Source organism: Nonomuraea sp. NPDC005650 (assembly GCF_040605375.1).
Classification (GTDB): domain Bacteria; phylum Actinomycetota; class Actinomycetes; order Streptosporangiales; family Streptosporangiaceae; genus Nonomuraea.
In genome coordinates this window covers 87,939-106,339 of record NZ_JBEXCR010000044.1, presented here as the reverse complement: position 1 = coordinate 106,339, position 18,401 = coordinate 87,939, and the positions used below count along the sequence as shown (strand labels likewise).

16 protein-coding genes and 4 pseudogenes are annotated in these 18,401 nt (G+C 68.0%); 15 read left to right on the top strand and 5 right to left on the bottom strand.

Annotated features, from left to right (window positions below):
• Positions 1-110 precede the first annotated feature (110 nt).
• The gene (locus ABZS69_RS51740; protein ID WP_355387811.1) at positions 111-578 is read left to right on the top strand and encodes a MarR family winged helix-turn-helix transcriptional regulator; all 468 of its coding nucleotides are present in this window, start codon (positions 111-113) and stop codon (positions 576-578) included.
• Between the two features lie 358 nt (positions 579-936).
• On the opposite strand, the pseudogene ABZS69_RS51735 reads toward ABZS69_RS51740, so the two are convergent.
• Positions 937-1,035, bottom strand: a pseudogene (locus ABZS69_RS51735) (IS5/IS1182 family transposase); the annotation flags it as partial.
• 72 nt (positions 1,036-1,107) lie between these two features.
• Complete coding sequence (locus tag ABZS69_RS51730; protein WP_355387808.1) at positions 1,108-1,704, bottom strand: TetR family transcriptional regulator; 597 nt, start codon at positions 1,702-1,704, stop codon at positions 1,108-1,110.
• 182 nt (positions 1,705-1,886) lie between these two features.
• Between ABZS69_RS51730 and ABZS69_RS51725 the strand changes: the two genes are divergently transcribed.
• The 5 genes and pseudogenes from ABZS69_RS51725 to ABZS69_RS51705 all read left to right on the top strand — a co-directional run bounded on the left by ABZS69_RS51725 (position 1,887) and on the right by ABZS69_RS51705 (position 8,102).
• Positions 1,887-2,732 carry a zinc-binding dehydrogenase gene (locus ABZS69_RS51725; protein WP_355387805.1) on the top strand — a complete coding sequence of 282 codons (846 nt, stop codon included), beginning with the start codon at positions 1,887-1,889 and terminating at the stop codon, positions 2,730-2,732.
• A gap of 163 nt (positions 2,733-2,895) precedes the next feature.
• Positions 2,896-3,741: pseudogene (locus tag ABZS69_RS51720) on the top strand (IS5 family transposase).
• Between the two features lie 755 nt (positions 3,742-4,496).
• Positions 4,497-5,627 (top strand): histidine kinase, encoded by a 1,131-nt coding sequence (locus ABZS69_RS51715; RefSeq protein ID WP_355387802.1) that lies wholly within the window; start codon positions 4,497-4,499, stop codon positions 5,625-5,627.
• Between the two features lie 8 nt (positions 5,628-5,635).
• Positions 5,636-5,976 (top strand): annotated as a pseudogene (locus ABZS69_RS51710) (response regulator); the annotation flags it as partial.
• A gap of 665 nt (positions 5,977-6,641) precedes the next feature.
• Positions 6,642-8,102, top strand: coding sequence for an alpha/beta hydrolase (locus ABZS69_RS51705; protein WP_355387799.1), 1,461 nt, complete (start codon positions 6,642-6,644; stop codon positions 8,100-8,102).
• A 265-nt stretch (positions 8,103-8,367) separates the two neighbouring features.
• On the opposite strand, the gene ABZS69_RS51700 is transcribed toward ABZS69_RS51705, so the two are convergent.
• Together ABZS69_RS51700 and ABZS69_RS51695 are read right to left on the bottom strand one after the other, a co-directional pair.
• On the bottom strand, positions 8,368-8,832 hold the full coding sequence (locus ABZS69_RS51700) for a MarR family transcriptional regulator (RefSeq protein ID WP_355387796.1): 465 nt from the start codon (positions 8,830-8,832) through the stop codon (positions 8,368-8,370).
• The gene (locus tag ABZS69_RS51695; RefSeq protein ID WP_355387794.1) at positions 8,825-9,547 is read right to left on the bottom strand and encodes a hypothetical protein; all 723 of its coding nucleotides are present in this window, start codon (positions 9,545-9,547) and stop codon (positions 8,825-8,827) included. Before ABZS69_RS51695 ends, ABZS69_RS51700 begins: the two co-directional genes overlap by 8 nt.
• A gap of 586 nt (positions 9,548-10,133) precedes the next feature.
• On the opposite strand from ABZS69_RS51695, the gene ABZS69_RS51690 reads away from it, so the two are divergent.
• The 9 genes from ABZS69_RS51690 to ABZS69_RS51650 all read left to right on the top strand — a co-directional run bounded on the left by ABZS69_RS51690 (position 10,134) and on the right by ABZS69_RS51650 (position 17,649).
• Positions 10,134-10,268 (top strand): hypothetical protein, encoded by a 135-nt coding sequence (locus ABZS69_RS51690; RefSeq protein WP_355387791.1) that lies wholly within the window; start codon positions 10,134-10,136, stop codon positions 10,266-10,268.
• A 25-nt stretch (positions 10,269-10,293) separates the two neighbouring features.
• On the top strand, positions 10,294-10,956 hold the full coding sequence (locus ABZS69_RS51685) for a hydrolase (RefSeq protein WP_355387788.1): 663 nt from the start codon (positions 10,294-10,296) through the stop codon (positions 10,954-10,956).
• Positions 10,957-11,087: 131 nt separating this feature from the next.
• Complete coding sequence (locus ABZS69_RS51680) at positions 11,088-12,125, top strand: LLM class flavin-dependent oxidoreductase (RefSeq protein ID WP_355387785.1); 1,038 nt, start codon at positions 11,088-11,090, stop codon at positions 12,123-12,125.
• Entirely contained in the window at positions 12,122-12,832 is a 711-nt protein-coding gene (locus tag ABZS69_RS51675) for an NAD(P)-binding domain-containing protein (protein ID WP_355387782.1), read from the top strand. Before ABZS69_RS51680 ends, ABZS69_RS51675 begins: the two co-directional genes overlap by 4 nt.
• Entirely contained in the window at positions 12,829-13,800 is a 972-nt protein-coding gene (locus tag ABZS69_RS51670) for a pirin family protein (protein ID WP_355387779.1), read from the top strand. The genes ABZS69_RS51675 and ABZS69_RS51670 overlap by 4 nt, the downstream gene beginning before the upstream one ends.
• Positions 13,801-13,889: 89 nt before the next feature.
• On the top strand, positions 13,890-14,615 hold the full coding sequence (locus tag ABZS69_RS51665) for a flavodoxin family protein (RefSeq protein ID WP_355387776.1): 726 nt from the start codon (positions 13,890-13,892) through the stop codon (positions 14,613-14,615).
• A 231-nt stretch (positions 14,616-14,846) separates the two neighbouring features.
• Entirely contained in the window at positions 14,847-15,314 is a 468-nt protein-coding gene (locus tag ABZS69_RS51660) for a hypothetical protein (protein WP_355387773.1), read from the top strand.
• 181 nt (positions 15,315-15,495) lie between these two features.
• Positions 15,496-16,455, top strand: a complete 960-nt coding sequence (locus tag ABZS69_RS51655; RefSeq protein WP_355387770.1) for a DUF5996 family protein — start codon at positions 15,496-15,498, stop codon at positions 16,453-16,455.
• A gap of 318 nt (positions 16,456-16,773) precedes the next feature.
• On the top strand, positions 16,774-17,649 hold the full coding sequence (locus ABZS69_RS51650; RefSeq protein WP_355387767.1) for an alpha/beta hydrolase: 876 nt from the start codon (positions 16,774-16,776) through the stop codon (positions 17,647-17,649).
• A gap of 545 nt (positions 17,650-18,194) precedes the next feature.
• Here ABZS69_RS51650 and ABZS69_RS51645 read toward each other — a convergent pair.
• Positions 18,195-18,371, bottom strand: a pseudogene (locus tag ABZS69_RS51645) (IS5/IS1182 family transposase); the annotation flags it as partial.
• Between the last annotated feature and the right edge of the window lie 30 nt (positions 18,372-18,401).

Here is an 18,401-nt window from a genome sequence, read left to right as displayed (position 1 = left end):
CGTCAAGGGTGCCGGTGCTGGCGGCGGTTCCGGACGTTCTGGGCATTGATTCAGAATCGGCCGCGCCGGGGGGATGGATGAGCTGTCAACGATCTCGCTACGCTCCCTCCATGGACGCAACGCCTCGCTGGCTGACCTCGGAGCAGGCGGCCGCCTGGGACAGTTTCATCCGCATGCAGGAGAAGCTCATCGGACGGCTTTCCCGCCGAGTCCAGGCTGACTCCGGAATGTCCGCCTCCGACTACATCGTGTTGGCCAAACTCACCGAAACCAGCGGCGGGCGGATACGCTTCATGGACCTGGTGAAGCTGGTGGAGTGGGAGAAGAGCCGTATGTCCCACCAGGTCGGGCGGATGACGAAACGCGGACTGGTGACCAAGGAAGAATGTCCCGACGACGGACGAGGAGCGTTCATCGTCGCCACCACGGCCGGCTACAAGGCGATCGAAGACGCCGCGCCCGTACACGTCGAACACGTCCGCCGACTGTTCATCAACGCCCTCACCCACGAAGAACTCGACACGCTCGCCCGGATCTCGAACCGCGTCCTCGCACATATGGAGAAGCAGCCCGACTGACGGATCAGACAGCAGGCTGCTTCCGACGAGGTGGAATGGAACCTCAGCGCCGTGAAAGCCACGCTCGACGGCGAGGCCGACCCTGTCGACTCCACCATCGTCCGTACCCACCGGCACGCCGCCATCCGCACGGCCACCCGGCCGGACGAGGGGAAACGGGTTGACCATCGGACCCGAGCCCGCGTCGCGGTGGAAGTCGTAGAAGCCACGCAGCACGTTCTCACTGTGGCCGCGGGTGGTCGCCGCGTACTTTCGGCCCGGCTTTGCCTGCCCGCCGCCGGATTCGGTGGGGCCGCCGCCACGCCACCGGAGCGCGCGGACTCAGACCGACCGGCAAATGGATCGCTTCAGGCGTCGGGGTGGTGGGGCGGTGGTCCCAGCGATAGCGGGTCGTCGAGCGTCGGATGAGCATGCGGAGCGTGACGAAAGCGGCGGCGAGATAGAGGGAGAAGTCCACGGCGCTGCTGCTCTTCTCCCTGTGGGTGAGCACGTCCGGGCCCTGTTCGAGGCCGGGCGGCACAGAACGAGCTCATGCCTCCAGGCTGAGGGCGGAGTTCATGGTTGAGCGGGCCCGGCGCAAGAGCGCGGGCAGTTCGCCCGGCGTGCAGTCGGGCAGCCATTCGTCCAGAGCGCAGCGCCAGGTGGCCACGAAGAACTCGATGAGGAGCCGCAGTTCGAGACGGTTCTGTCCGTCAAGTCGGCACGCGATCTCGGCTTGGACTTCGGCGCAGTGCCGCAGCGTGTGCCCGTCGAGGGCGGGTGAGTCGGCGATCAGCCGGAGCGTGAGCGGGAAGCGCCGGTACCAGTCCTCGTCCATGCGCTCCAGGGTGGTCAGCATGGCGGCGAGGAGAACATCGGCCAGCGGCCCGGATTTCTCGATGCCGTCCAGGACTTTCAGGTAGATGTCCCAGAGCTGCTTGACGGCGGCGAGCGCCACGTCCTCCTTGGAGTGGAAGTTGCGGAAGAAGGTCCGCCGGGACACCTCCACCTGCTCCAGCAGCGCGTCCAGCGGGGTGTTGTCGAATCCGCGTTCGCCGAAGAGCGTGATGGCGGTGTCGATCAGTGCCTGGCGAGTACGCAGCTTTTTGCGTTCGCGCAGGGTGGCGGGCTGTTCAACGGTCGTCATCACCATCACTGTACCAACTACGCCGATATTAAGCATATGCTCTACTGGAGCAAACGCTACAGTGTGGCACTTTATTGAAAGGGAATCTTCCTGTGCGTGCACTCGTCGTGGATCACACCTCACCTGGCCACTTGTCACTGACGGACGTCCCTGCCCCGCGACCCACCGCCCACGAGGCGCTCGTGCGGGTCGAGGCGGTCTCGCTGAACTTCGGTGAGGTCCATGAAGCCACCCGTCCGGAGATGCCGGACGGCACCGTGCTCGGATGGGACGCGGCCGGCGTGGTCGTCCAGGCGGCCGCCGACGGTTCGGGCCCGGCCGAGGGAGAGAGGGTCGTCACCCTTGGAGGGGAGGCCGGCTGGGCCGAGTTGCGGGCAGTACCCGCCGCCCTGCTCGGCACCGCGCCAAAGGACGCCGATCCCGGCGCGTTGAGCACCGTTCCCGTTGCCGGGCTGAGCGCCCTGCACGTGCTACGTCAGACGGGATCGCTACTCGGTCGCCGCGTGATGGTCACCGGTGCTTCCGGCGGCGTCGGCCGCTACGCCGTCCAGTTGGCTGCCCGCGCCGGCGCGCACGTCGTTGCCATCAGCCGGAGCACCGCTCAGGCGGACGGGCTGCGAGCCTTGGGCGCCCACGAGGTCCACCCCGAGCCGGCCGCCATGCAGCAGCCCGTGTCGGCCGTTCTTGACAACGTCGGCGGACAGCAACTCGTCGACGCCTTCGCCTCCCTGTCGGCCGGCGGCAGCCTCATCAGCGTAGGCCGCTCCTCCGAGGCCGACGCGGTGCTGTCACCGGATGCTCTGCTGGGCACCGGAGGACGGCACGACCGGTCGATCCGCACCTTCTTCCTCTTCGGCGACCCCACCACCGACTTCTCCGCGGATCTGACCTGGCTGGCCGGAGAGATCGCCGCAGGCAGCCTCGATCCGGGCATCAGTTGGCGCGGCCCCTGGACTCGCCACTCCGAGGCGGTCAAGCTTCTGCTCGACCGTCGCCTCCACGGCAAAGCCGTCCTCGATCTCAAGTAACCGGCTGGTGTGACGCCGTCACAACCTCCGTCCGTGACGTACGGCGCCGATGGAGGTTGAAGACGGGCTGCGACCGACGGGCGAATAGTGGTGCCGGGTGCGAGACGGGCACGGGCTTGAATGATCATGGAGTTCTCTACGCTCAGTGATCACTGGAAGGCCCGTGCCTGCTGCGCCATCTTGCCTGCTCGCCCCCTGTGAGACCAGATCGCGGCCCTGCTACCCGCGCGCGATGACTATGCGCCGACCCACCCGCTGGGCTGCCACCGTCGCCGGGGTCCCGGAGCGAATCGTCTTCGAGCACATCGTGCAGGCCCTGGTCCACGGCACTGGATACGAGCGGATCGCCAGTCCGGGCTGCTCGGACCGAACCGTTCGACGCCGCGTCAAGCTCTGGTCGCAGATGGGCATATCGGAGCAAGTCCACGCCCTGGCGCTGCAAGCGTACGATCGGATGATCGGCCTCCAACTGGCCGAGATCTCTGTGGACGGACGCATCACAAAAGCTCCCTCGGGCGGCGAGAAAGCCGGACGCTCCCCGGTCGACCGAGGCAAGCAGGGACTGAAGCGATCTGTGGCCTCCGACGCGACCGGGGTCCCTTTGAGAATTGTCGCCGCAGGCGCCAACCAGCACGACTCACCACTGCTCGGCCCTACCCTCGAAGCAACGAAAGCCCAGGTAGGACCACTCCCCGAGCAGGTGAACGTCAATCTCGACTACGACAGTGCCAAGACCCGCGCATTGCTCGACGAGTTCGACTTCACCGGCGAGATAGCCCGTAAGGGTGTGCCCGCACCGATCCAGGCCGGCAAGCGGTGGGTGGTTGAGCGGTGCCACTCATGGATGAACGGCTACGGCAAGCTGCGGCGCTGCACCGAGAAGGGGAGCAGCGCCGTGGACTTCTACCTATACCTCGCCGCCGCTTTCGTCACGCTCCGCATGCTCATCCGACGCTCGACGACCCGCTATCGCTGGGACCACCGCCCCACCATCCGGCGTCTGAAGTGATCCATTTGCCGGTCGGTCTTATCGGTGATCTGGGTCCACCGCGATAAGTCACGGGCCTCGGTCCGGGTGGCCTCATTCCACGGCATGCCGATCGCCCACACAAACCGGAACCAGCGCAGCAGGTCGTGGGCGTACGAACGCTGCATCGTCGCCGGCCGACCGATCGCCTGCAGATCGCTCAGATACACCGCGACCGGCCCAATTACCTCCCCGGCCGGATCAACCAGCCGGTAGGGCTCCCACACATCGTCGGTCTGACGAACGTACCCACCCGCGGCACGAGCAACGCTGCGAGATTCCGTTCGGAATCGTCCCCTTCGATCATGAGCCGGGACCAAGACGTCCCCCGCAGCGCCTGTCTTCTGAACTGGACAAACACCCTCATTAGTTCAGTCAACAGGTAAGCAAGGCGGACACGCACCGCAATCAGCCCAGATCCGCCAGATTCGAGCTGATGTCACCGCAGGAGGCTTCAACCACCGGTTTCTCTCGTTCCGCAAGCGAAATCATGACGTGGTGTCACTGGTGGACTCGGCGAGGTGGAAGCACACTGAGGCGTGCCTCTGGCGCCTGATCACGGAGAGCATCCCTATGGCGGCGTGGTCTTCGCCCATATCCAAGAGGGCCGTCGTGTCGTCCGTTTGCACGGGGCCTCTCCTCCGTGGCTCGGGCCGCCGCCTCTGCTCCAACAGCCGAAGCCCGGGATGGAGGACTGTATGTGGTGGCTGTGGACACGAGCCTGGAAGGGACACGCGTTGACCTCCGAGCAGACCGAGCAGACGCAGGGCCAGCTACGCAAACTCAACGTTGGCATCGTGTCCGGCTCGATCTCCGCCGTTGGATCGCTGCTGGTGGCGACCGACACCGACTCCTGGTGGGACGCGCTCCTCATGGGCGTGGGCGTGTCCGCGGCTCTGGTGGTCGTCAATCGGTGGACCGTGGGCCGTTCCTCGTGCGTCGCGCTTCCTGGCCTGATCGTCACCGCGACCGTATGGCTCGTCGGAGTGCTGGCGGCGGACGCCTCGGCGCCATCGTACGGCTTCGCCATCGTGGCCACCATCACCATTCTGGAGCTGCCGCGCCACCGGTGGGCGGCGATCGCGGCACTCGCCGCCTTCGCTGTCGCCGTGGTGGCGACGAAACTGGTGGTGGCGCGCGAGGACGTGGTCGACGTTCTGGTCCAGTACGTCCTCCTCTCCTCATGCGTCGCCCTGGGAGGAGTCGTCCTCACGGTCCTCCTCGCCCAGATCCACGACCTCATCGGAGAGTTGGAGAAGGCACGGGAACGCGAAGCGGAGGTGGCCGTCATGCGGGAGCGCGTACGTTTCGCCGGCGACCTGCACGACATTCAGGGCCATACGCTCCATGCGGTGAAGTTGAAGGTCTCGCTGGCCCAGAAGCTGCTGCACAGTGACATCGGGCGGGTGGAGCAGGAGCTGGACGAGGTGCGCGCCCTGGTCGGCGACACCATCACGCAGACCAGGGAGCTCGCCCACGCGCAGCGGCGGCTCAACCTGTCCGCGGAGCTGGAGAACGCCAAAAACCTCTTCGAGGCCGCGGGCATCCACGTGCGCGTCGACCGCGGGGCCGAGGTGGACGTCCGTGTCGGTGAGCTGCTGGGCCAGGTCCTCCGGGAGACGACGACCAACATCCTGCGCCATGCCGAGGCCGAGCAGGTGTGGATCACCCTTTCGGAGACGGGCATCTCCATCGCCAACGACGGCACACGCGAGGCGGGGCCTCCCAGGCTCAGCGGACTCGCCGCCCTCCGGGACCGCTTGGCAGCCCAGGAAGGCGAGCTGACGGTGGAGCGAAAGGACGGGCTGTTCCGCACGACCGCGACATTCCCCCGCCGACGTTGCGACGCTGCTTTGGCGACGCGTTAGGGCGACCGATGACCACCCCGATGTTTGCCGACGACGAGGCTCTTCTGCGGTCGGCGCCGGCGTCGCCGCTTCCCCTCGAAGGGGATGTCACCATGCTCGCGGAGGCCGAGGAGGGAGAAGAGGCGGTCCAGGCGACCCTGCGGCACCGGCCCGACATACTCGTCATCGACCTGGAGATGCCTGGCATGGACGGGCTCGGAGCCGTCGCGGCGACCCGTCGTAGGCGGCCGGAGCGGGCGATCCTCATGCTGACCCGCCAATGCCAGGCCGGTGTGCTCCGCAAGGCCCTGAACTTGGCGTTCAGGGCTTCGTCAGTAAGTCCGCCGAACCGGCACACGTCACCGCGGTCTTCGGCGTCATCGGCGACCGGTCGTCTGCGACACCGACCACCGCATCTGGTTCGGCCTTCTCCGATCTGCGAGAGCGGCACACGCAGCTCGGCAAGACGTCGGATCCGCAGGAGGCGGCCAAGGGTGTGGTCGGGTGCGCGCGACGTTGCTCAGCGCTGCCGGCGCTCGGCGTCCGGAGATGGGGGCGCCGGTTGTCCGTGGCCGCGCAAAAACGCACTCGGCCGTTGACACCGGTCCGATGGTGCGGCCAGATCGCTCCGGGGTTCACCAGTGACGCCGCGTCATGGACTTCACCTGCGAAATGTCATGGCGAGGTGGTGACGTGGCCGCACTGCCGGAAGAGCGCCGCAACGGCTGTAATCGACCCACATGAAGCACTTACACCCGGCCGCCGGCGAGCTGCTCGACACGCTGGATCGGCAGGCAACCGCAGAGATCGAGCGGCTCACCAGCCGGCAGGCGACGATCGCCGACTTCCCGACATCGAAGTCGGCCTCGACGTGCCCTCGATGCTCGCGGCCTACGGCGAGCACCTGCTCAACGACAAGCAGCGCCGCGCGAACCGGCTGTTCCAGGCGCTCATGACCAACCCGGACGAGCGCTGATCACGCCTCCCGACGGCCCGTCCACGCCCATGCCCATCTCGTTCGTAGAAAGTGATCAAGTGCGAAAAGCCCTGACAGCCCTGACCGTCGCCGCCGTGGCGACGACCCTCCTGCCGGCAGTGCCCGCCGCGGCAACGGCCACGCCGAGCGCGGTGCGGTGGGGGCCGTGCCCGGAGAACGTCGCCGCGTCCGGTCTGGAGTGCTCGACGCTCAAGGTTCCGCTGGACTACCGCAAGCCGGACGGGCGGACGATCGACATCGCGATCTCCCGCCTGGCGAGCAAGGACCCGACGCGGCGGCGCGGCGTGCTGCTACTCAACCCGGGCGGCCCGGGCGCGGCGGGCCTGCGGTTCCCGGTCGATCTCGTGGCCGCCGGTATGCCGCGGAGCGTGCTGGACACCTACGACGTGATCGGGTTCGACCCGCGCGGCGTCGGCCACAGCACGCCGGTGACCTGCACTCTGACACCGGAGCAGCAACTGCGGGGCAACGTCCCGCCGTACGCGCCCACCGCGGCCTACGTCGCGAAGCAGGCAGAGGAGGCCAAGGCCATCGCCAGGCAGTGCGCCACGTCGAAGACGGGGTTCATGCTGCCGTACGTCACCACCGCCAACACCGCCCGCGACATGGACCGCATCCGGCAGGCACTGGGCGAGCCGAAGCTCTCCTACCTTGGTTACTCCTACGGCAGTCACCTCGGCGCGGTGTACACCACACTGTTCCCGCAGCGCGGCGACCGGATCGTGATCGACAGCAACCTGCCCCCTGGCGGCATCAACTACGAGGACAGGAGTCTGTTCGCCCGAGGCGTCGAGGACCGGCTCCCCGACTTCGCCGAGTACGCCGCTGCCCACCCCGGGTACGGGCTGGGCAGCACACCGGAGCAGGTGACCGAGAAGTACTTCGAGCTCGCCGAACGGTTGGACAGGACACCGGTCCAGGGAGCCGACGGTGCGCTGTTCCGGATGATCACGTTCTCCATGCTCTTCCGCGACGCGAGTTTCCCTGCTCTGGCCGGGCTCTGGCAGTCGATCGGCGCCGGCCAGGCGCCGCCGGCGGGGGCAGCGGATGATCCCGTACTGAACTCGGACAACTCGATGTCCAGTCACCAGTACGTGGTCTGCGGCGACTCGCGCTGGCCCAGGTCGATCCATACGTACCAGCGCGCCGTCGAGGCCGACCGTAAGCGGTACCCGATGTTCGGCGCGGCGACGGCCAACATTCGGCCGTGCGCGTTCTGGCCGTCCGACCCCATCGAGGCGCCGGTGCGCGTCAATGACCGGGGCCCCTCGAACGTCCTCATGGTGCAATTCCTCCGCGACGCGGGGACACCGCTGGCCGGCGCCAAGAAGATGCAGCGGGCGCTCGGCGACCGGGCCCGGATGGTGACCGTCGAGCAAGGCGGCCATGGTGTTTACCTGCTCGGCAAGAACACGTGCGCGGACACCGCGGTGACGACGTTCCTGACCACGGGGAAACGCCCGGTGCGCGAGCTGACCTGCGCGGCAGAGCCCGCCTGATCCGAGTCGCCGCGTTCGGCCTGCTCGACGAACCGGCTCGCAGGCCCAACGAGTACAAGAAGTACAGGGTGTCGCATCTACTGCGCCTGCTCCAGATCCGGCGTGTGCGGGACCTCGGGATACTGGTGACCCTGTGGGGGGCGCCGAAACGGCGAATACCGTTGCTGAACTGGTCGCAGGGCGATCAGGCTGCTCTCCGGTACTCGCTGATCAGTCCGGTAAGGGTCCTTCGACGGTGGATCCGGGAGGCCATGAGGAGGCGGTGTCATCCGTCGTCGTCGGGGAGGCGGTCGAGGACCCGTTCGAGCGCGGGTCCGATGACATCGAGCTCGGCGTCGGTGAGCGCGCCGATAAAGTGCCGCCGGACGGCGGCGACGTGTGCGGGAGCGGCGGCGACGATGGCCGTCCGGCCTGCGTCGGTGAGCCGGACCATCGACCCGCGCGCGTCCTCGCTGCACTCCTCACGGGCAACCAGGCCGCGCTTCTCCATCCGGGTGACCTGGTGGGAGATCCGGCTGCGCTCCCAGCCGACCATCCGGCCGAGGTCACGCGCCCGCAACACCCCGCCCGGCGCCTCCGACAGCGGCACCAACAGGGTGTACTCCGCCCCGGACAGCCCCGCGTCCTGGACCAACTGACGCTCCAGCACCGCGGTCAGCCGCTGCAGCACGCCGATCACCCCGCGCCACACGCGCGCCTCCCGCTCGTCGAGCCAGCGCGCCTCACCCATTGGTGGTCAGGGGCGCCGGTACCGCTGCGCGGCCCGGTTTCCCCATCCCCCTTTCACTCCCTACGTGCGGTTTTCCCGCATACGGCTTACCGATGATCTTCTGGACGTACAGCGGGGAGATCACCCCGCCCTGCGGGGTCCCAGCGACCGTCCGCTCCAGCACCCCGTCCAACATCACACCCGCCGGCCGCCACTGGCGGATCAGCTTGAGCGCCCGCCGATCCGACACCCGCTTGCCCACATCGGCCGACAACCGGTCATGGTCGCTCTCGCCGAAGAAGTTACGGATGTCGAACTCTCCGACATTGGTGACACCCTCGATAAACCCGACCCGCAGTCGTTCCATCGCCTGGGACGCCGACCGCCTGGCCGGCACCGGACGATACCTGCCTGCGCGAAGGTCATCGCGCAACTCACGCAACATGCGGTCCACGCCGTAGACCTCCACCGCGGCCAGGGTGACCCGATCCACCCCGGCCGCGCCGCGATTCGCGCGCACCCGCTCCCACGCCTCCACCAGGACGTCACCCCGGTAGATCCGGTCATACATGGCGCGGAGACGCCGGCCCGAAGACTTCTTGGTCGCAGTCCATAGCTTGCGCTGGAGTTCTCGCACCTTGCCCACGTTCGGCCGCAGGACCAGCTCCGACCGCCGCCCAGCATCGTCGGGCCCAGGTTGCCCGCCGAGGTTGTCGGACCGGGCGGCCCCGGTCATGCCCTGACGCTTACCCCCACCACCAGCATGATCAAAGTCGGGGTCCTTCCCTCCCACCGGGGACCTCCAGGCGATCCGCGGTACTACGACCCCGTCGGTCACCCGCTGCGCTCCGGCCGAGTTCATCATGGGCTTATACGACCGGTCTTCGCTGACGAGGCTACACAGACGGGCCTCTCCTGTCCCGTGACGAAACCATGCACACGTGCCGCTCCCCGTACCCCGGAAGGACCCGACAGGCGCATCTCCGGGACACCCACCCGCCGGACCTGGCCTTCGCCGTGACATGAGCGGCTCGGCTCCTCTGTCGCAACTCTGACGAGGCTGCAGGACTCGCGCCTGATGACACTACGGCCCGCGTGCTTGCTCCCTCCGAAGAAGCTCTCGACACCCCGCTCAGCCCGCCACCTCTCGACGACGAACCGGGGCCTGCTACCGGGCTCTCCGGCGACTACCCGGACGGGACTCCCGCCCGCCGGCTTCGTCCAGCTTCCAGGACGCAACATGCGCAGAGTCTACCAGCGATGTTGACACGTCACCAGAAATCCCATAGATGTAGACACATCAACAAAACGGGTTGATCGTCATGCTGCGGCCAGGGTCGACAACCCGCTCGTCCGGCCCCGCATCACCCGGCCCCACCGTCGCGATGAACGTCGTGCTGATCGTGCCGGCCGGCGCCGTGGCCTGGGGCCGCTTCGGCCCGTACCCGTTCACCTGATCGACACGATGGAAGGAGATATGCCATGAGCACCAAGAAGGCCGGGCTCGATGCGTTGTTGACTCCGGAGGAGAGCGTCCTCCTGCTGATCGACCACCAGCCGTTCCAGTTCGCCAACCTCAACAGCCACGAACCGACGATGGTCGTCAACAACGTCGTCGGGCTCGCGAAGACCGCCAAGGCATTCGGCATCCCCACGATCCTGACCACCGTCCTGGAAGAGCGCGGCGGCTACCTGATCCAAGGACTGCAGGACGTCTTCCCCGACCAGAAGCCGATCAACCGGACGTTCATCAACACCTGGGAAGACAGCCGCGTAGTGGACGCCGTCGAGGCGACCGGGCGCAAGAAGCTGATCATCGCCGGTCTCTGGACGGAGATCTGCGTGGCCATGCCGGCGATTCAGGCCCTCGACGACGGCTACGCCGTCTACGTCGTGACGGACGCCTCCGGCGGGGTGTCGGCCGAAGCGCACGACATGGCTGTACGACGCATGGTCCAGGCGGGCGTAGTGCCGATAACCTGGGGCGTCGTGCAGGGTGAGCTGCAGCGTGACTGGGCCCGCGAAGCGACCATCCCGGCGCTCACGGAGATCGGCGCACAGCACGGCGGCGGCACCGGGGTCGCATTCGCCTGGGAGACGCAGCTGCTCAACACTCCCACCCCCACCACCGGCACCCGCGCATAGCAGCGCCGGCGACCGGCACAGCGGGCGGGGCCGGCGCAGAGCGGCGCCGATCCCGCGCCATTTTGTTGACATATCATCTTCTTTGGCGAGACTCGAAGTCTCAAGTGCGACGAACATCCAGGAGCAGCCCGATGAGCGACCTCGTGCTCGGCCTCGACACCTTCGGTGACGTGCCCGAAGACGACTCCGGCGCCCTCGTCTCTCACGCCGAGGCGATCCGCCAGGTCGTCACGGAGGCGACCCTCGCCGACGAACTCGGCGTCGACGCCATCGCGCTCGGCGAGCACCACCGACCCGAGTACGCGATCTCCACACCCGAGACGGTGCTCGCCGGCATCGCCGCCCGCACCTCCCGCATCCGCCTCGGCTCCGGCGTCACCGTGCTCAGCTCCGACGACCCCGTGCGTGTTTTCCAGCGCTTCTCCACCCTCGACGCGATCTCCTCGGGCCGCGCCGAGGTGATCCTCGGGCGCGGCTCGTTCACCGAGTCGTTCCCCCTGTTCGGCTACGACCTCGCCGACTACGAGGTGCTCTTTGAGGAGAAGCTCGAGCTGTTCGTCCAGCTCCTCGACGAGAAACCGGTCACCTGGACCGGCACCGTGCGCGCCCCGCTCGAGCACGTCGACGTGTACCCCAAGACCGACTCCGGCCGCCTGACCACCTGGGTCGGCGTCGGCGGTTCACCGCAGTCGATCATCCGCACCGCCCGCCACGGCCTGCCGCTCATGCTCGCCATCATCGGCGGCCCGCCCGAGCGGTTCACCCCGCTCATCGAGCTCTACCGCCGCGCCACCGAGCAGCTCGCCACCCCCGCATGGCCGATCGGCCTTCACTCACCCGGCTTCATCGCCGACACCGACGAACAGGCCAAACAGCTCCACTACCCCCGCTACAAGGTCATCCGCGACCGCATCGGCGCCCAGCGCGGCTGGCCACCGCTGCGCCGGGAGGAGTACGACGCCGATCTCGAGCACGGCTCGCTGTACGTCGGCTCCCCGGAAACCGTCGCCCGCAAGATCGCCCGCACCGTCCGCACACTCGACGCCGGCCGGTTCGATCTGGTCTACACCAGCGGCTCGCAGCCGATGAGCGCCCGCCTGCGGGCCGTCGAGCTCTACGGCACCAAGGTCATCCCCATGGTCCGCGACATCCTCGCCGAGACGACGTGAACACCACCATCGCGATCCTGGGTGCCGGCAAGGTCGGCATCGTGCTCGCCCGGCTCGCCGTCGCCGCGGGCCACCGCGTGCTCGTGGCCGGCTCCGGCGACCCGGCGAAGATCGCGCTCATCGTCGAGGTCGTCGTGCCCGGCGCGACCGCCACGACCACCACCGAGGCGGCCTGCCAGGCCGACATCGTCGTCCTCGCCCTCCCACTCGGCAAGTACCGCACCATCCCCGCCGACGCGCTACGCGGCAAGCTCGTCGTCGACGCGATGAACTACTGGTGGGAGACCGACGGCATCCGCGACGACCTCACCGACCCGCGCACCTCCTCCAGCGAGATCGTGCAGTCCTTCCTGCGCGAAGCCCGCGTGGTCAAAGCGTTCAACCACATGGGCTACCACGACCTCGAGGACGAAGCTCGCCCAGCCGCGACACCCGGACGCAAGGCGCTCGCCATCGCAGGCGATGACGCCGCTGACATCACCGCCGTCGCCCAGCTCGTCGACGCGCTCGGCTTCGACCCCGTCATCGCAGGCCCGCTCGCCGAAGGCGTCCGCTTCGAGCCCGGCGCCGAGCTGTTCGGTGCGGACGTCGACGCCGAAGAGGTTCGCGCCATGCTCGGGCGTTTCCCCGGCTCCCCACGCGGCCGTACCGTCGCTCGAGCCCGCTCGGCCAGGTCCGACGAAGCCGCCCGAGGAACCATCACATGAGCAACACCGAAACGGTCCCGGTCGAACTCACCTGCCCTGGTGGCGCGCCCGGCACCGGCGGGGTCGAGGTACTGTCCGCACGGGAGGTGCCGCTCGGTGGCCCTCGGGCGATGACGGTCTGGCGCACGCTGCCGCAGCGCAAGCGATCGCTGATCGGCGCATGGTGCTTCGCCGACCACTATGGACCTACCACCGTCGACCGCAGCGGGGGTATGGACGTGCCCCCGCACCCGCACACCGGCCTGCAGACCGCGACCTGGCTCTTCGCCGGGGAGGTCGAGCACCGCGACAGCCTTGGCACGCACGCGATCGTGCGGCCCGGCGAGCTGAACCTGATGACCGGCGGGCACGGCATCTGCCACTCCGAGGTCTCCACCACGGGCGCCACGACCCTGCACGGCGTGCAGCTGTGGATCGCCCTGCCCGACGCGCACCGCCACACGACACGCGCCTTCCACCACCACACGCCGCCCTCGATCGACATCGGCGGCGCCACCGCGCGAGTGTTCCTGGGCAGCCTCGCGGACGAGACCTCCCCCGTGCCGACCTTTACCCCGCTGCTCGGCGCCGAGATCGTCCTCGATCCGCAGGCCAGCATCACGCTCGCCGTCGACCCCACCCACGAACACGGCGTCCTCGTCGACACCGGGACGGTCGTGCTCACCGGCACCGGCCTGGCCCGGGCCGACCTCGGCTACCTCGCGCCCGGCACAGCGACCCTGGTGCTGGAAAACCCCGGCGGGCAGCCGGCCCGGGTGCTGCTGCTCGGAGGCGCCCCGTTCGACGAGGACATCGTGATGTGGTGGAACTTCGTGGCCCGCAGCCACGACGAGGTCGTGGCCTTCCGCGAGGCGTGGGAACGCGAGTCCGACCAGTTCGGCCGCATCGACGGCTACACCGGCACACCACAACGCCTGCCCGCACCCGCACTGCCCAACGCGCGGATCACCCCCCGAAGTCGCACATGACACACCCCACCGTCGAACGAACGTGGCTGGCCGCAGGCCAGTAACCGGAACCACCCGTCGATGTCCGTCCTCGGACCGGAAAGGACCCCATGACCGCATCGATGATCGAGAAGCCCGACTTCACCGGGCTGCGCGCGATGTACATTAACTGCACCCTCAACCGTTCCCCCGACCGCAGCCACACTCAGGGGGTGATCGACCGCAGCGTGGCGATCATGGAGGCGAACGGGGTCAGCGTGGACCAGATCCGCGCCGTCGATCACGACATCGCCACCGGTGTCCGCCCGGACATGACCGAGCACGGGTGGGACACCGACGAATGGCCCACGCTGCTGGATCGGGTCCTGGCTGCCGACATCCTGGTCATCGCCGGACCGATCTGGCTCGGCGACAACAGCTCAGTAACCCGCCGGGTGATCGAGCGGCTCTACGGCTACTCCGGCGTGCTCAACGAGCACGGCCAGTACGCCTACTACGGGCGCGTCGGTGGCTGCCTGCTCACCGGCAACGAGGACGGTCTCAAGCACTGCGCGATGAGCATCCTCTTCAGCCTGCAGCACATCGGGTTCACCGTCCCGCCCCAGTCCGACGCGGGCTGGCTCGGTGAGGTCGGCCCCGGCCCCTCCTACCTCGACGAGGGCTCCGGCGGCCCGGACAACGACTTCACCAACCGCAACATCACGTTCATGACCTACAACCTGCTCCATCTCGCGTCGATGATCCGACGCGCCGGCGGGATCCCGGTCTACGGAAACCAGCGCACGGCCTGGGACGCCGGCTTTCACCCCGACAACCCCAATCCCGAGTACCGCTGATCACCTCCGACAGGCACCGAGACTACGGAGCCCCAGCGCGCGTCGGTTCCGGCCGGGCCGGAACGGAGAACCGACATCAGAGAGATCACGCAGGAAGGGGACCAGAGGGCCGATCAGCCAATCGGCGCCACCCGATCAGGAGGAAGGGTCGGAGTCGTCGGTGCCGGTGCCGTCGGCGCGGCCGCGACCCTGGCCATGATCCAGCGCGGATCCTGCCGGTAGATCGTGCTGGTGGACAAGAACACCGACCGCGCCCGCGGCGTAGCACTGGACATGGCCTACGGCGCCCCGCTGCCTCCGACTGTCGATGTCGTCTCCGGCGATCACGCGCAACTGACCGGCACCGACCTCGTCGTCGTCACCGCCGACGCCAACGAGCACACCGGCGGAGCAACCGACCGGTCCGACCCCGGGGGCAGGCTGCGGTTGCTCGGCACCAACGCCGCGGTCTACCGCGACGTTGTCCCCCGCATCGTCGAGCACGCTCCCGACGCCGTGGTCATGGTGGTCACCAATCCTCCCGATCCGCTTGCCGACCTCACCCGCGAGTCGAAAGACACGACCGCGTGTTCTCGACCGGCTCCCTCATCGACAGCCTGCGTTTCCTCGCCGCGCACCACCCCGACCACGGTGTGGCGCTGTCCCTGGTCAGCGTGCTGGGCCGACACGGTGTCGAGCGGATGCACCACCCCCGCATGACCGAGGACGAACACGCGGCGCTGCTCCGCAGCGCCGAGGCCCTCCGCGCCGCCGCCCAGCGCTGTCGCACGAGGGCGCGCAGCTCACCAACGCCAGCGACCGGGCCCGAGGAGCCCGCCCGCAGAACATGACCACCACGACCACCACCCCCCTCCCAACGCCGCCAAGGATGTGAGAACCGATGACCAGCCCCACGACAACGAGCTGGCCGAGCCTACGAGTCTCGGACTGGACCCCCACCCGCGAGACCCTGCACATGTGGACCCAGATTGTGGGCAAGATCCGCATGGCCCACGCTCCGCTGCTCAACCACTGGTGGCAGGTGACCCTGTACGTCAGCCCGCGCGGGTTGACGACGTCGACCATCCCGTACCGCACGGGGGCCTTCGAGATCGAGTTCGACTTCGTCGGCCACCAGCTCGAGGTCCGCAGCAGCGACGGCGGCGTGCGGAGCCTCCCGCTCCGGCCGATGCCGGTCGCCGAGTTCTACACCCGGATCCTGGACATGCTCGACCAGCTCGGGATCGAGGCCCCGATCCGGCCGCACCCCAACGAGGTTGAGCCGGCGATCCCCTTCGCCGAGGACCACACCCACGCCTCCTACGACGGCGAGGCGGCCGCCCTCTTCTGGCGGCAGCTGCTGCAGGCGAACCGGGTGATCGGCGAGTTCCGGTCACACTTCGTCGGCAAGGTCAGTCCGGTGCACTTCTTCTGGGGAGGTATGGATCTCGCCTGCACCCGCTTCTCCGGGCGGGCAGCTCCGCCGCACCCCGGCGGAGTGCCCAACTGCGGGGACTGGGTCATGGTCGAGGGCTACTCCCGGGAACTGTCCAGCTGCGGATTCTGGCCCGGCGGTGGAGAAGAAGGCGCCTTCTACTCCTACGCCTACCCCGAACCTGACGGGTTCGCCGATCAACCGATCGGCCCCGAAGGGGCGTACTTCAGCACTGAGTTCCAGCAGTTCCTGCTGCCCTACGAGGCCGCCCGCGCCGCGCCCGACCCCGACCGCGCGGTCGCCGAGTTCCTCCACACCACCTACGAAGCCGCCGCGGACCACGGACAGTGGGACCGCTCCGCGCTGGAAGACGACCCCTTCCGGTGGCACGGAACCTCTACGCCTCGAGGAAACACCGATGCCTGACCGGGCCGGCCTGCCGACCACACCGAGGGCCTGGTGCTGAGCCGCACTTTCTTACCGCTCGCGATGGGACGAACTCACTCGGTTTCCACACCGACGTGCTGGGCGGCAGCATCGTGCCGTCGGAGAGCCCCCGCAGTCGGACCATAAATCCGGGGCCTGACCCAGTTTCAAGAACACCCTCGGTGTGGTGAGCATGTTGCGAACTGTGGGCCATGTCGACGGTGAAGGAATGTGGCCGGAAGAACCGACCACACAAACAGCTTTCCACTTGACTGATCGAAAGTGGACGAAGTCTCTATCAATCGGAAGGACCAAGGCATGCTGCTGGCGCGACTACCGGACGGTCGAGAATTCGAATACGAATCGTTGGGCCCGGAGCCGGCTCCGGTCATCCTGTTTCATCATGGGATGCCCGGTTCTGCGGTGCCCATGGACACAGTGCTCGCTCCCGTGCTCGAGCGAGGGTTCCGGGTGATCACCTACTCCCGGTCGGGCTACGGCCGGTCCACCCCGGTCCCGAGCCGAACCGTGGCCGATACGGGGACGGACTGCGCTCACCTGATCGATCACTTGGGTATCGATCGCTACTCCAGTTTCGGTTGGTCCGGCGGGGGCCCCCATGCGCTGGCCAGCGCCGCGGTGGACAGTCACCGCGTCTCCGGTGTCTTGATCAGTGCGTCGTTCGCTCCCCCCACGGCGCCGGGTCTCGACTTCGTTGCCGGCATGGGCAAGCAGAACGACATCCAGTTCAGAAGCCTGCAGGAGGGTGATCAGGCTGCACGCGCGGCCGTGAGCCAGATGGCGGCTGCGGTCCGTGGGAACCGGCCCGAGCACGTAACCGCGCAACTGTCCTCCCTCTTTGCGGAGGTCGACGTCTCCGTGATGATGAGCGGCTTCGGCGCGGACAACGCCGCGAACATGGACCACGCCCTGGAGGCGGGGGACCAAGGGTGGCTCGCCGACCTGAAGGCGCTGGGCAGTGCCTGGGGCTTCGACCTCGCCGATGTCGTTGCCCCCGTCGAACTGTGGCACGGAGAGCTGGATCGAATGGTCCCGGTCGCGCACGGCGAGTGGCTCTCTCACAACCTGACCGACGTTCGAGCCCACCTGGAACCCGACCACGGTCACGTCTCACTCACTGTTCAGAAGGCCGGATCGATGCTGGACTCCCTGACACGTCGCCTGAACCAATGACGTGAGCAGAAGCGTCTCCCCCGGCTGTCAAGTGATCGCCCCGATGACGGCGAAGCCGGGGCAGGGCGCCGTATCGGCGCCCGCGCCGGAAGGCGAACCCATTGACCCCGAGCACAGCTGGGTCCGGGCGGGCACCGTCGGTGCTTCCAGCAACTCCAGGGGACGGCTGCGGCCGGGCCGCCATGTGCAGCTTGCGGCACAGCCGTTCACCGGCCCGGCCGCCGGGCGGGCGTTCGGCCAGTCCACGCTCGTACGCCGAGTGCACCCTCCTCGCCCGTCCCCGACAGCTTGGACACCGAGACGGCGGACCACAGACCGCCGCCTCCACGCAGAGCACCTCGGCGGAGACGCTCACCCGCTCCAACCGGACATCGATCCCGGGAAACAGCACATCTTCGAGCGAACCAACCCCCATGATCGAGAGCTGCCCAAGAGAAGCGTTCCCGCATGCACCCTCTGACCTGGTGATTCACGGAACTCCAGACAGAGCCGTCTCAAAGATCCCCATCATCCCAGCGGCGGGTGGTCCAGGCCCGGCGGATCAGAATACTCACTGTGACTTCGTCGGGCAGCGGTCCAAGGTCCGCCAAGAGATCGAGGGTTGGGGTCGGCAGCGGCGAGTCGTGGCAGTCGGCCCCGGCCAGGACGCGGCCGAGTGGAATACCGGAGCCGTCGGTCGTGTCCGAGCGTTTCAGGCTCTGCTTACCGCGGTCCGCAGGGGAGCATCGCGGATCAGGAACTTCGGCCTCGTC